The following is a 13,500-nucleotide window of genomic DNA, read 5'->3' on the forward strand; positions in this document are numbered from 1 at the left end:
AACTTTAGAGCACTACTTTACCATTGCACAATGATAAAGTAGCGCTTTACACTCAAGGAATGCAATTTAAACCTGTCCGTTATTTCTATTGATTCAACTTATCCGCAGAATATCGCTACTTCTTCTGCTTCACTTACTACACCGACTACATCATTGACTATCCCCCCAGCGTTTCCTCCATCTTCGAATATCTCATCTTTATTTCGGTTAGCTCGCTTTGTATTTATACCTCGAGGGAGTGTCCGAAAGGACATTCCCAATTGAATTTGAGCTTCATCCACATCCACAAGTGTTTGAGCGTCATCCAGAATAGGTTGATCGTCACCGGGTCTGGCGTCCCTGGCGTCGTAGTGATATTTCCCATTCTCTAATCTGATATCGACAACTGAACTTGGACCAACAGCTTCCAATAACTCTTCTGGTGTATCCGCCTCTCCATAAGCGCCAAAATTTGGAATAAGAGCATTAAATTCCTGTGCCCCCCCAAAAGCGCCATAATTTTGACCAACACCATTCAAAACCTCTCCCTCCCCATCTTGATCAATTTGCCCACGCACCAAGTGTGACCAGGCACCCCACGCGCCAAATCCGAAGATGGTTGCACCAACAGCTGATCCCACACCGATACCAATCTTTACTGCGGTTGAAAGATGCCCAGAAGGATCTTGCTTCATGACAGGATTCCCATCGGCATAGGTGTAAGGATTTATAACCAGGAAGCTATCTCGACTCACAAACCTCATCCGTTGCGCCGCGTAGTACCTGGCCCTCAGATAGAGCAAGCTCGATTCCGAGTCGGCATATTCTCCACAATAAGCAAATGGGTTGTCAGCAATGCTTCCGTTCTGGGATGACCTACAGTTGCCATATGCGTTATAGACATACTCGCTACTGATAGAACCTGAATTACCGAAAGTCAGAAGTACATTTTGTCTATCGAGTAGATAAGACTGGAGTTCAGATGACGAGTCTTTCTTCAGCATACGAGCGAGTCGCGACGATGCTGATATTATGTAGCTGGCCTCTGAATCCCCCTGAACTTCATTGATGATATTGGCATTGCTGGCGTTATCGTAATAATAGTGAATGATTTCCTCATCACCGGTTTGCTTGGTTGCACGCAGCCCATTGGGATAATAGGTGTAGGTCGTGTTCTCGCCGTCACTTGAGGTGAATTGTGTGAGTTGATTCAATGCATTGTATTGGTAGCTATTGCCATTTTCATCTTTAATCAGATTGTTGTTTTCGTCGTAGCTCAAAGCCTGATCTGGGGCACCAGTCACGCTGATGGTTTTAAGCCGGTTATCCGCGTCGTAGGTGTATTTTGTATCCGCACTTTCAGTAGAGGGCAGTGAGCGGGTACAAGTTTTGATATTGGCTAGCGCATCATAGCCATAAGATACGGTTTCGAGTGGGTTGCCTTGTGGGTCTACAGATGATTCCCCAATGACTTGCCCAACATCATCATATACGAATGAAACATCGCGGTTGAGTGCACTTGAGCCCCCAGGGTGCCGGTAGCTAATGGCGGTTACGAATGAGGTCGTTGCATCGTAGCTGTAGGTGAGGGTAATAGGCTCATCTTCACCCGTACTGGTAGCGGTGATTTGTTGGGGGCGTCCAAAGCCGTTATAGGTGTAAGCGAGCTTGACCCCATTTGAATAGCTCACCGAGGCTATTTTTCCCACATTAGCTTTATCGATATCCTGGGTGATATAGGTGATTCCCACGGAAACAGAGCCATCGTCCCGAGCAATTTTAGCGAGCCGACCATAACTATCGTAGGAATAGCTGCACTGATGCCCGAGCGCATCAATGGATGAAGTCAGAAGGCCCGTATTGACATCGTAGTTCCACGAAACTGTTTTCCCGTCTGGATAACTTATTGAAGAAATATTGCCATCAAGCGTGTAGGTGTAGCTGAGCAGTGCATCGCTTTCCCCATCCACGAAGCGCTCGATGGAAGTACGCTGCCCGACACCATCGTATTCATAATGAATTTCAATGCTCGAACCATTCTCGGTGTACGAATGAGAAGAGACTCGCTTGTTTAAATCATAGGTGCTGTTTACCTGTGATCCATTAAACTGGGTGATCTGAGTCCTATTTCCTACCGCATCATAAGAAAATTTTCGAGCCTGTTCCGTCAGTGTGGCTTCTTGTGTGAATTCCCCGAGTTCATTGTAACTACGATTTGACGACGCTTCTGTCTGAGACGTACCTTCAAGTGTACAAGTGCTCTGAAGCATATTCCCATTTAGATCTCGCGAGGCCACTAGTGTGCGCTTGAGATTTGCACCACCTAGACAATACTGGGTGGGGCTTTGGAGGATATTGTAGGATCTCGCTAGAGAAAACTGTTGAGGGGTCTGCTGATCCCCAATACTGGTCTGTACATTGAGTTGAAAAGCGTTCCACAAGCGTGTAGCGCAGGCGTACTGATTAGCATTGTGCCTATCGAACTTTTTAGCCGAAGCGACAAGTCTTTGTTTATATTCTTTTTTAGCTCTTTTTTTGAATTTACTAAGAAGTGGGCCGCCAGACTTCTCAGGACCGTAAGTCACTTCAGTTGATTTCAGAGAATTAAAGGAGCTTGCTTTCGTACAGGCTACCGAATCATATTCGTATCCCGATATATTGCCAAGGGCATCAGTCTTAGAGGCTAATTGGCTGCGTGAGTTATAGGCGTATGTGACTTTTGATGCTTCGCCTAGAACACCCAATTGTACGCTGAGACGCCCAAGCTGATCATAAGTATTCGTCGTTAAGGTTCGCTCTGCCCCACCCTTCACAGGATAATCACTTTGCTGGATAAGTTGCCCAAACCCGTTGTAGTAGTACTTCTGTTCGTAACCGTTGGCATCGAGCTTTCGCATTATGTTATTGGTAAGATCGTAGCTCCATGTTGTGGTATTACCCATAGAGTCAGTGCGTATTACGGTTGCTTCAGCGAGGTCATAGTTATACGTAGTGATCGCACCCACGGCGTTGCTGGTTGAGATTGGGAAACCAGTACATAAATCGTAAACCTCATTAGAGGTGTTGCCAAAGAAATCGGTTGTCGCATGCGTCAATGTGTGTGCGGTAGAGTCAAGAATATTTTCGAAGGTCGTGTTGGTTTTCGCAATTCCAGAATGATCTGGTGCTGCTGAACCCCAGGTACGCGTGGAGGAACTGGGACGGCCAGCAGTGTCATACTCAACAGAGGTCACGAGTAGTGGATTAAGTAAGCCATTCACTTCAGTCCCGCGGGTGGATGTGAGGATGTGCTTCTTATCATCTGAAAGCTTATTGTCCGTTCTTATAATCTCTGGTGTTTGACTAAGTACTCCTCTGGGTTTGTAGTCGTATACCTTAACGGAAGTGGGCATACCAAAACTGATATCGTATTCAACCTCTCCCTTTTTGACGAGCTGTAATTCACCCTCTATCTGTTCGTACTCTTCGATAGAGGCAATTTGACCATTGTCTGTGTAGCTGCGAATAATTTTAGCGGGTCTGGTGTCTTCTTGCTCGTTGTAGAAGGTGCTTAGCTTTTCTGCAATCAGTTGATAATTCGGATCGAGCTGGTTGTAGGGGGGGAAGTCGCCGTCCGTTTCACCAACATAAGTGTACACTATTTCTTGGATGCGTTCGCTTCCATCTGCTGTGAAGGTGGTCGACTTTAGAAGAAGGTGCAGATTGTTGTACTGATTAACAACCAACGTTTTGTTATTGTTGATCGTGGTGTAATACCTGTAATTATTGTCATCACTTTGAAATAAAGTATCTGATGTTGTAGATGCGACCTCATACGTAGGGTTTCCAAGATAATTGTGGCCATCTGGACCACTTTGCTCAGGGTGATAATTATAGGTTGTGCTACGGGTTTCTTCTTCATAGGTGTTGATCACCTTGCTCACGACATCTTGTTGCTCTTGTTGTCCAGAACTATCTTTGTAGTAGATTGTACTGTAGTCAAACGTCGAGCTGACTTTATTGGGATAGTTGACGTTCGAGAGGAGCTTGCTATTTATAAGACCTCCGTTGTAAATAAAGTGCGTGGTCAAGCCCATAGGGTCAATGTAGGAAACCAGCGCACCCTCAAGTAGCTGGTAAGAATAGGTGATCGGGTTAGGGTTGGCATCGGATTTTGGGTAAATCACGTCGATGGAATCACTACTGAGTGAAATCGATAGGTTTTGTCCGTATGCATCAGTAACACTGATAAGCTTCGCCTGTGTAATGGAAGCATCGCTTGAATCATAGGTAAAAAGCAGATGGTTTCCATTTTTGTCGTCCCAACAGATCAATTTCCCCTGGGCATCGAAATACTGATGATGGCCGTCTAAAAAGGTCAGTAGGTATGCATAAGGGGTACTTGGGTCATAGGGCAAATTAGGGTATTGCCCTGGACTATACTGCGTCATTTCAAGGTTTTTCTGGTAGTAATACTGCAAGCCAGAAGGACTTTCCGGACTCAAAACATAGGTTTGGCTACCGTTGAGAGTCAAGATCCCATCATTAATGTAACTTAACGAATAGGACCATCCTACAGGTAGACCAAACAATTGTTCATAGGAACCTACGGTCTCCTGCGCGTATGTGATCCCGAGATTCACATCCATCGAGAGAATCCCTTTTAGAGGTGGCGATGGGATCGTAACGCTGAGTAAACCAGTACGGGGATTGACTTGGGTAAGAAAATTCTTCGCATAATTTTTGGCGACGGAGGATGAGTTAGAGCCAGTGGAGGTGCTAGCGATATTGGTGGTACTAGAAAAGTTTGCCATCTGGTCGAAGTTTGACACGTGCTCACCTTATATAAATATAAAAGCTACGCAAACAGATTAACTGTGTCTTGTTATCTCCACACGCCTTACCCTACAACCTGACAGCTGCTCACTTCGACTTTAGAGCTACGCTCTTATGGCGCGTGAGCACAGGCTGGCTAATTGTTTGCATTGGTGTAAAAAGAGATGATGACTATGAGCCATCAATGAATTCCGAAAATATAATAATTCTGTTTATGCACCTCCACGGTACCAAACAACGAGGTGTGCTGAGTGACTCTTGGCATCGATCATAGACAGTCGCGAGTAGTATGCCTGTACGGAATTAAGGGTTTCATTCAGAAAATTGACGGCATTTTGATACATTGTGCTATATCCGTCTGAATCGTCGAAGGTTTCGTAATTCCAAGTCTGTGACAATGTGTCAACTGAGCCAGCGGGTGCCGCGTCGTCTGTGTAAATAATGACACTCCTGCAATTGCCGCCATGTTCGTTTGAACTTGCGATTTTTACCGAATCGCGGCCATTCTGGCTTAAGCTATTAAGGCTATTTTGTACCTGCCCCCACAAAGTATCGCTGTCTGACTCACCGTCTGCGTAGGATTTATAGATGTAAGTGTTTGTAGCCATGTTAGTTCCCATTAATGTTTGTGATATATACAGGTACAGGCCTGCCCATTTTTAACAAAAAACCCTCTTAATACGGCAGAAAATTTTTCAAGATAAAAGGTAATTTAAGTGCCAAATACTAAAGCTTTTCCGATCAGTTTTTGCTTATAGATACTGACAGAAGCTTAAAAGTAATTGGCGCTTGAGCAAACCTGTTAATTAAAAATACTAAAGAAAAAAATATTTAAACCATAGGCGGTCACTGAGAGAGCTTAGCTCTTCACTTAAAAACTTTTCTGAAATCGCCTATGGAGAATCCAGTAAACACTATTCTAAATTCAATGTCGATAGTCATGAAAACGCAAAGAAAACTTACAGCCATTTAGTTGAAGCTTATAGCACTTAGATTTGAATTTTTCAGCCGAAATTGATACTTAAGTATTACCCCTCCCACAAGGCAAATCCCTCAAGGTATTTACCCTTAGGCTGCTAACGTTCTACAAAATAATTATTGAATTTCAAAGAGTTTTAAAAAAGAAATGATCCACAACCACCAGGAATAAGCACCTCAAGACCACTTCCACAAACCAGATAGATTGTAGTTTTTCCTTCAACCTAGTCATTCAAAGATATTTTTACTTAATAGTTGGATTTTTGTTAAATAGAGATATACGGCCGGAGATAAGTGTCTTGAGGAGTATATTAAATCTGTAATGGCGCCATAATGTCATCCACATCCCGCCAATCTGATATTCTTCACAAATACAAAGGAAATTTATATTTCTTGCAATCCTGAAAATCACTTGGGAACAGATGTTCAGAAAATTCGCACAAACATGCATTTAGCTAAGCTAGAATTCCAACTCCCCCACCCATCAAAAATGCCATAACGAATTGCTACAATTTACATCCTACACTCCGTTTGTATTGTGCTAGAAAATATTAGCACAACACAAGCTCCAATCAGGCCGCAACTGAGCAATGCGTTAGCACTATCAAAAATCGAAAAATTTGCATTAAGAGGTAATGTAGCTCATGATCTTGTGTCGTGAGAAAAAAACGGCAAAACCTCGATTATCACTATTTTTCCTGCATATAATCATAAAGAATGAAAATCTTTTAAATTTGCTAATATTTAAGAACGATATGAGCAGGATTTAACTGATGGAGAAGACTTGCTTGAATATCCATTGCCTATTATTGGCTTTGACTCCAAAAGACTGCCGAGAGGTAATTGGAGTTTTTGCCTAAATGCAGCAGATATTGAATGGGGATTTTTTTCTGATTGGCCGGAAAATGCATAGCAAAGCACTCTTGTTCGGCACTACCGTGGCTGGAGCCGCTGATACGCATCCGCTTCACAGCAGTCACGAAGCTTGGCGTTGTAAGCCATGATAAGAAAGTGCCCACAATGTGGAAAGCAAGCGGTAAAAGTCAGAATGCTGTCTTTTTCAAACCGCATGCACTGTGAAAAGTGCTTCTTTCAGTGCGAGTACACTTCGTTGTCAAAATGGGCACTCGCATTTATAGGCGCCATTATTCCAATGCTGGCTGTTATATTGGGTTTGGCCAGTAAGAGTTGGGTTGTGTTCGGTATAGTACTGATCTTAGCCCCATTTCTGGGCGAGTTACTGTTTGCAAAGTACTATTCTTTAAAGCCTGTAGGTGTACGAGCGTTAAGTACAAAGTTACGTGGTAAAAGATGATAACAAGTTTATCAATTTCGTTCCGACCGCGAAAAGCGCGGCCTCCACAGGATAGCCTGCGCGTTACTTCGGCTGCTCATTAGCAAGGCGTTGGACTTATTTGATGATTCACAATATATTTAAAGTAATGTTGCTGGCCATCCTCTTAACAGAGATCTCCACTGCTACAGCTACTTCGATCGGTTTTTGCACGCCTCATGTGGAGTATTAAGGAGAGCTAAATATTGAAGGCAGCTTTGTAATGGTTCTCACTATTGCGAAGAATGGAAGATTGATTGATGCTAAACCAGAGGACATTAATCCTAAAGAATTACGCGCTTATGCAGAATGCTTGGCAAAGCATTCAAATTATTACCTATCTACATGGCTGCCAAATCCAAGTGAAGGGCTGCATAGAATTCCCATTTTATTTAAAGTAGAGGCGTAACTTTTTCTGATCCGTTTAGAGTGCATCAGCCTAGCAAGCACAAGCAGTTATGTGCTGGTCGCTGCGCTCCCATTTTTGCACAAACGTATTCAGTATTGGTCGTCCCTGTTGTAGCTGTCATTTATCATAAATCAATAAAAGAGGATATATTTTGATAAAGCTCTCTATAAGTATTGATGTTTCTAACATTAAACAAGCTGAGGATTTTTATATTAAAGCTCTTGGTTGTAAAAAGCTAAGGGATCAAGCTGGAATGTCAGTAATTTCAGTAGAGAACTGTGATATTTATCTACAAGAGAAAGAGGTTGAATCAGCAGCAGCCCCCACCGAGACAGCTGAGCGAAATTATTCTCGTCATTGGACCCCCGTTCATATTGACTTTCTAACTGGAAACGTAGATGAAATAGTTAAGCGAATTGTTAAACTAGGCGGAAAGCATGAAGGAGGAGCAAGAGGTGACTGGGGTACTATTGCATATTGCTCAGATCCTTTTGGTAATGGGTTTTGTGTAATTAATGAGTAAAACACATACCAAGGACATTAGTCGACCAATGCTGGCTGGGCCTATTGGACGTATATTCTTGTAGACGGAAATGTTGCTACGAGAGGTTGCATTCTAGAACTAGATTTAGAGAAAAAATGGATCAAATATTCTAAGTAAACAGGGAATTCCCCTCAAGACAACCCCTTTAAAAAGGAGACCCACGGAGAAATGTGTGGTATCTTGAAACCTGCGAAGGAACTTATAAGGAGATATGGGTGGATCCTAAAAGTCTCTAATTCTCTCGCGTGAAGAATCCCGTGCTATTGAGCCTAGTATTAAACCCGAATCTTTTATATTCTTGAATGATACCGATCCGAGAGTATATTTCGAGAATGAAATCCAAGTTGTATCGACAAGAGTTCCACCGAAAAAATAGCCATTAAAACAATGGCCGATCAGTTTGTTCCAGGCCTCCAGCCTTACGCGGGACGACTAACGCTCCTGTTGCGGTCATTATGCTCTGTTCAGCTCTCTAACTTCAATAAATAATAAAAAGGAATCAACGGATGATTGAAAGTGCCCAAATAATTCAGCCTGTAATTGCCTTGATAGCTTGGTCTATGGTTATGTGGTTGTGGATGTACGCAACACGATTGCCTGCAGTAAAGAAAGCTAAATTAAAGCTTGATCCGAATGCTCCTCGCGGAGAGCAAATGTCAACCCTGCCTCCCCATATTCGCTGGAAAGCTGATAATTATAATCATCTCATGGAGCAACCAACTATTTTCTATGCTTTGGCAATATCACTTGCAGTCCTTGGCGCAGGAGATGGCATAAATTTTATTCTGGCATGGACGTATGTCGGTATTCGAGTAATTCATAGTATTGTGCAAGCAACCTTCAACAAAGTTGAAATCAGGTTTTTAATATTTGCTCTATCAAACATTCCATTATTAGCCTTAACAGTGAACGCTGTGCGAACCACGTTTATGTAATAAAACCAGTGGTGGGCATAACAAGACGTCGGCATTCGATAGCAAGCTGCCCGGGACGCCTACGGCGCCCTACAACTTCATGATAGCGCCTTATATGAAAGCACATATACCTTATGAAGAAAGATCTGGAAGAAATCCAGATTTTGTAGTCAAGTACAAGATAGACCTATCTGAAGAGAATAAAAATGTCAAGCCGGGTCAAGGAATGAGAGTGGATTTTCTATATGACGGGGATGATCCGCAAGTTGAAGGTATACACATGATCTGGCCAGAGATTCTTGATGAAGATGGCAGAGTCATAAGAGATACTACTCCGGGTAATATTCCTAATGAAGGCTTTGCCAATATGTGGATATTAAGTGAAGAGCGCCGTGAATATCACCATAAAAGGCTTAAGAATGGTACAAAAGGGACTTGGTGGCGCGGTGGTCGCATTGCTAATGTCACGGTAGTTCAGATCAATGCTGTTAAATAGTACTTACAAATTGTGGCACAATCGCCCACAAAGGATACAGGCTGGACTCGGTACACGTCGTTCCGTTCGCCTGTGTGCAAAGCGTTAAAAGTTATGAAAACTATCGCAGCATTTATTTTGTTTGCTCTATCTTCTAGTGCCTTATCATATCAGGCAGTTTCAATAGCGGTCAGATCACTATTAGAATCAGGGAGTACAGATAGCTTCGTTCACACCGGAAACAGTACACAGTCAGAATTCAATAAGCAGCGAAATATTGCTTCGTCATGCACCCTCAACATTCTAGAAGGCGATGCCAAACAACCAATAGGTGATGGTAGCGCTAGCAATCATGCTCTTATTATCTGCCCTGGCTTTAGAGCTCTTGGCGTTCGTTTAAAACCTGAAGAGTCCGGCAAATACCATATATTGGGTTACTGGTCCCAGTAAGCTTTTAACAAGTTGCTGAGTCCCACCACCTATACTCCGTTCGCTTTGTGCTGTACGCTACGCTAGCACAAAGCGGCTCCATTCTAGCGGCACCTGTGCAAGGCGTTATGCTTAAGGAAGAATCGTGGATGTAACTACACTGAGAGAAAAGCAGGAAGAGTTTTTTCAGTCAGGTAAAATCAACAAGGCTGAATACAATGAGCTCTCATCGATTCACCAGAGGATATCTGAAATGTCATCGAAGGCTGAAATTAGCCCAGAGGAAGCTGACAAGATAGGTGAACTATTGCAATCTAGCTCAAACATTCTATTAAAAGATGCTATCGAAACAGATACCACCTTTACTCAAAAGTTAACAAAGCGAAGTAATCAAAGATTCAAACAATGTATCTCTATATTACTTATAGCCATGTTTATTAGTATATCAGTTATAATCATCAAAGGGCTTTAAACACACAAAAAGTTTAGAGAAAGGACTGGCAAGCCTGTCACCTAATTTTATTTGTGATTACGTGCCAGCTTCATCAGTCCATATTCACGGCATTATGCGTAATTAAACATAGAGTATAAAATGAGTAAAGAACAACCAAATAATCTGCTACACGGTATTACTCTTGAGAAAGTTGTTACACGTTTGCAGGAGCATTATGGCTGGGATGGTTTGGCAGATAGGATCAATATCAATTGCTTTAAGAGCGACCCATCAATTAAGTCTTCGCTCAAGTTTTTACGCAAAACCCAGTGGGCACGAGATAAAGTCGAAGATCTGTATATCTCAACTTTTGAAAATAACTCTCCGTGGGCTAATCGTAAATAAGCACTATTTGGTAACCACATAGATGTCTCTGTGACAAGGCAGGGACAGGCGCATAAATCGGGTATGTCGGTAGTTTTAGCTACCAGCTCCCAAGCTACCCATCGTGCCAATCCGCAATAGTGGCTAGCTGGTCCTATTTATGAATCAGCGGCCACGCTGACAGCTTCACGGCAACAAGTTAAACAGATCTCCCCAGATAAGAACGTGAACTTTCACTACACAACTGCATCATTTACTCTACCCATTAGATCACCCGGCTTCGGTGTGCTTGGCCACCTCGCCTCCAGGCTAAGCCTTATAGGATGCTTCTATTCGTCAGCTCGTAATTTTTCTAGCGGCCTCCTCCCCACAAGACCTCGCGGTATTGCGGTTGCCATTCGCTAGTAGTTAGCATTTAATGGAAACGATTAAACGGTGATCCTCATACAGGAGGCTTCCACCTCATTAGTTCACGCCCATGCTGGGCGTACCAAGTAAAGGTACCCGAGATCAAAAACGCCACTTAACTTTGGTTTTGACACAGGGCTCTAGGCGTTCCCTATAACCCGAGGCAACATGAATAAAAGAGACAGCCGCATCTGTATTTCGATATATATTGTTCTGGGTACTGTTAGTATTCATTTGCTAGGCGAAATATATGCTGCAAAAATGATGGAAGAACTGGCTAGGAATCCGTCTCCAGATTTGTATGCAAATAATCACGGATTCCAATACATGGCGTTCTGGGTTACATGGGGCATAGCTTTGTCATTCGTCCTCGCGCTATCAACAATAATACTCAATAAGGTTCTGAGCAGGGGATATGTCAAAAACACATAAGAAAACGTTGTTATCGCCATGTTTGGCATCTCTAGGACAGCCTGTATTGCAATCCGGCTGTCTAAACGAAGGTCATTAAATATCATATGGATAAGCTTAAAAAACATTCAATACTTGTGGTTGTTATGGGTGCGACCATGCTGTGGTCGGCATTTTATATAGCCCCTCCAAAAGTATTTGATCTGCCTCTCTATTTAGATATTTTTCTAAACCTCAAAAGCTACTTTGCTCAAGGATTTCTTTCTGGGATTCTGAGCTTGATTCTCGCAAAAAAAAGTTGGCATTTCCAAATACGCCGTCTTTAATATTGGTATAATTATTTCCGCCCTGATTTTGACTCTAAATTGTATTAGAGTACAAGCTATAGACCTATACTATGCACAGTACTCAGTACTACCATTAATTATTGGTATTGCAGCCGGAATTACCGCAGCTGAATATATGCAATATTTAACAAAGTAAGGCAAAATTGCTCTGTGGGCTGGACGTGTTAAAGCGTACTTTTGCTCGCAGTTAAATTAGCTGATGTAGCGTTTTTTGGGTTAACAATAGTTGAGGGGAGTCGTACAAACACATAATGAGTTTGTCAACGGTCGCCTATCAGGATAGACAACGTTATGCATGGTTTAACCACAAGGCAGTCCATTACAAATAGCGTAAGGTGAACATGCGAATAGTACTACTCATATTTCTAGCTTTAAATATCTTTGGATGTGCCGCGCAAAAAGAGACTATTTTTATTCCCGCTTCTCCGCTAACAAGGAAAGAGGTTGAAGAGGAAAAAGAACGACTCAAAAACGATCCAGAATGGGCTGATTTCGATGTGGAAGAAATCATCGGTGACGGAAGGGGTATGTTCACATATAGGGAAGAAGATATTCGAGCAGCCCTGACCGGGATTAATAAGTCCGACAAAAGGCTATCATTGTGCTCGAACTCTATCATGAGTGGAGCCACGTCTATTGTATTCGTGGCTGAAACTGATGAACCTCATCAGGTAAAAATAAAGTCTGCTTCATGTAGTCCTGTAGGTGGTGGCCTTTCTTGCCGACCAGTAGAAACGGACTGGGAGTACCAATACAAGGGAATCTATTTCAGTGCCGGCATACTTGGCTATGAGAAAGCCATCGACGTAATATCAGCCTTTGAAAGACTTGGTATTGAAGGTCTCCCTGATTGGCATCGCAAAGTATTTGGTGTAGGCTCCGTAAATTCAGTCGAGAAAACTATGAATGGCTACCTTATAGGGGTTGGCGAGTTATTTTGTGGTGGGTGTGTATCAGAAATACTCGTCACCACCTCTCATGATTCAGAGTCTAAAATTCAGAAACTAACTTATGTAGACGCAATAGACAGCATATGTATATAGCAGAGGAATCACCTAACAAAGCCAGCCAGAGAGACCAAAAACCTCCTATTCAGTATAGTTCTTTAGCTCCTGCTCGCAGCGCTAAGGTAGCAGAAAAATTATGAAGTGGTTTTTGTTTCTGATAATTCTTGGAGTCAGTGAGTTGGCAGTTATTGGGTGGCTTCATTCAATACTTGGGCTTTACACGTTAATTGGTCTTTATATTGTTACTACTGCTATTGGTGCGGTGTTTCTATATGTACAGTATCCAGAATTCAAACAATCCAAGAGGGCCAGCAAAAGCATTGGCAAGAAATTAAGCAAGCAATTTGAAGGTAAAGGCCACAACTTATCACCGGAGCAATTAGAAAAGCTAAGGCCCTTCTTATTTATGGTCAGATATGGGATTGCTTTTTTCCTAATTTTTATTCCGGGTGTTATCTCTGATATAGTTGGCATCGTTATGGTGTTGCCCGTTGTAATTAGCTTTTTCATTAATCGCAGTATAGATAAAGCGATTTCCAAAGTGGAGGCACAGCCTTAACAATGCACTTTACCGGGCTCGACAAAACTATCATTTTTTGCAAAGAGCAAAAAAACACACCATTTTTTCTACATA

The 13,500-nt window shown here is 42.5% G+C and carries 12 protein-coding genes; 10 read left to right on the forward strand and 2 right to left on the reverse strand.

Annotated elements, in window-relative coordinates:
* Positions 1-98: 98 nt before the first annotated feature.
* Together ACJJIR_RS15430 and ACJJIR_RS15435 are read right to left on the reverse strand one after the other, a co-directional pair.
* Positions 99-4,790, reverse strand: a complete 4,692-nt coding sequence (locus ACJJIR_RS15430) for an RHS repeat domain-containing protein (protein WP_444906013.1) — start codon at positions 4,788-4,790, stop codon at positions 99-101.
* A gap of 216 nt (positions 4,791-5,006) precedes the next feature.
* The gene (locus ACJJIR_RS15435) at positions 5,007-5,402 is read right to left on the reverse strand and encodes a hypothetical protein (protein ID WP_444906014.1); all 396 of its coding nucleotides are present in this window, start codon (positions 5,400-5,402) and stop codon (positions 5,007-5,009) included.
* A gap of 1,926 nt (positions 5,403-7,328) precedes the next feature.
* Between ACJJIR_RS15435 and ACJJIR_RS15440 the strand changes: the two genes are divergently transcribed.
* The 10 genes from ACJJIR_RS15440 (at position 7,329) to ACJJIR_RS15485 (ending at position 13,425) form a co-directional block, all read left to right on the forward strand.
* Positions 7,329-7,514, forward strand: a complete 186-nt coding sequence (locus ACJJIR_RS15440) for a hypothetical protein (protein ID WP_444906015.1) — start codon at positions 7,329-7,331, stop codon at positions 7,512-7,514.
* 151 nt (positions 7,515-7,665) lie between these two features.
* Complete coding sequence (locus ACJJIR_RS15445) at positions 7,666-8,037, forward strand: VOC family protein (protein ID WP_444906016.1); 372 nt, start codon at positions 7,666-7,668, stop codon at positions 8,035-8,037.
* 527 nt (positions 8,038-8,564) lie between these two features.
* Positions 8,565-8,993 (forward strand): MAPEG family protein, encoded by a 429-nt coding sequence (locus tag ACJJIR_RS15450; protein WP_444906017.1) that lies wholly within the window; start codon positions 8,565-8,567, stop codon positions 8,991-8,993.
* Positions 8,994-9,087: 94 nt separating this feature from the next.
* Entirely contained in the window at positions 9,088-9,468 is a 381-nt protein-coding gene (locus ACJJIR_RS15455) for a hypothetical protein (protein WP_444906018.1), read from the forward strand.
* Between the two features lie 93 nt (positions 9,469-9,561).
* Positions 9,562-9,897 (forward strand): hypothetical protein, encoded by a 336-nt coding sequence (locus ACJJIR_RS15460; RefSeq protein ID WP_444906019.1) that lies wholly within the window; start codon positions 9,562-9,564, stop codon positions 9,895-9,897.
* A 124-nt stretch (positions 9,898-10,021) separates the two neighbouring features.
* Positions 10,022-10,348: a hypothetical protein gene (locus ACJJIR_RS15465; RefSeq protein WP_444906020.1), complete on the forward strand. Its 327-nt coding sequence runs from the start codon at positions 10,022-10,024 to the stop codon at positions 10,346-10,348.
* A 120-nt stretch (positions 10,349-10,468) separates the two neighbouring features.
* Positions 10,469-10,714 (forward strand): VF530 family protein, encoded by a 246-nt coding sequence (locus ACJJIR_RS15470; RefSeq protein ID WP_444906021.1) that lies wholly within the window; start codon positions 10,469-10,471, stop codon positions 10,712-10,714.
* Positions 10,715-11,619: 905 nt separating this feature from the next.
* Positions 11,620-11,838, forward strand: coding sequence for a hypothetical protein (locus tag ACJJIR_RS15475; RefSeq protein WP_444906022.1), 219 nt, complete (start codon positions 11,620-11,622; stop codon positions 11,836-11,838).
* Between the two features lie 362 nt (positions 11,839-12,200).
* Positions 12,201-12,902: a hypothetical protein gene (locus ACJJIR_RS15480; RefSeq protein WP_444906023.1), complete on the forward strand. Its 702-nt coding sequence runs from the start codon at positions 12,201-12,203 to the stop codon at positions 12,900-12,902.
* A gap of 100 nt (positions 12,903-13,002) precedes the next feature.
* Complete coding sequence (locus ACJJIR_RS15485) at positions 13,003-13,425, forward strand: FxsA family protein (protein WP_444906024.1); 423 nt, start codon at positions 13,003-13,005, stop codon at positions 13,423-13,425.
* Positions 13,426-13,500 lie beyond the last annotated feature (75 nt).

It is taken from the genome of Microbulbifer maximicatervae (SeqCode) (assembly GCF_052467385.1).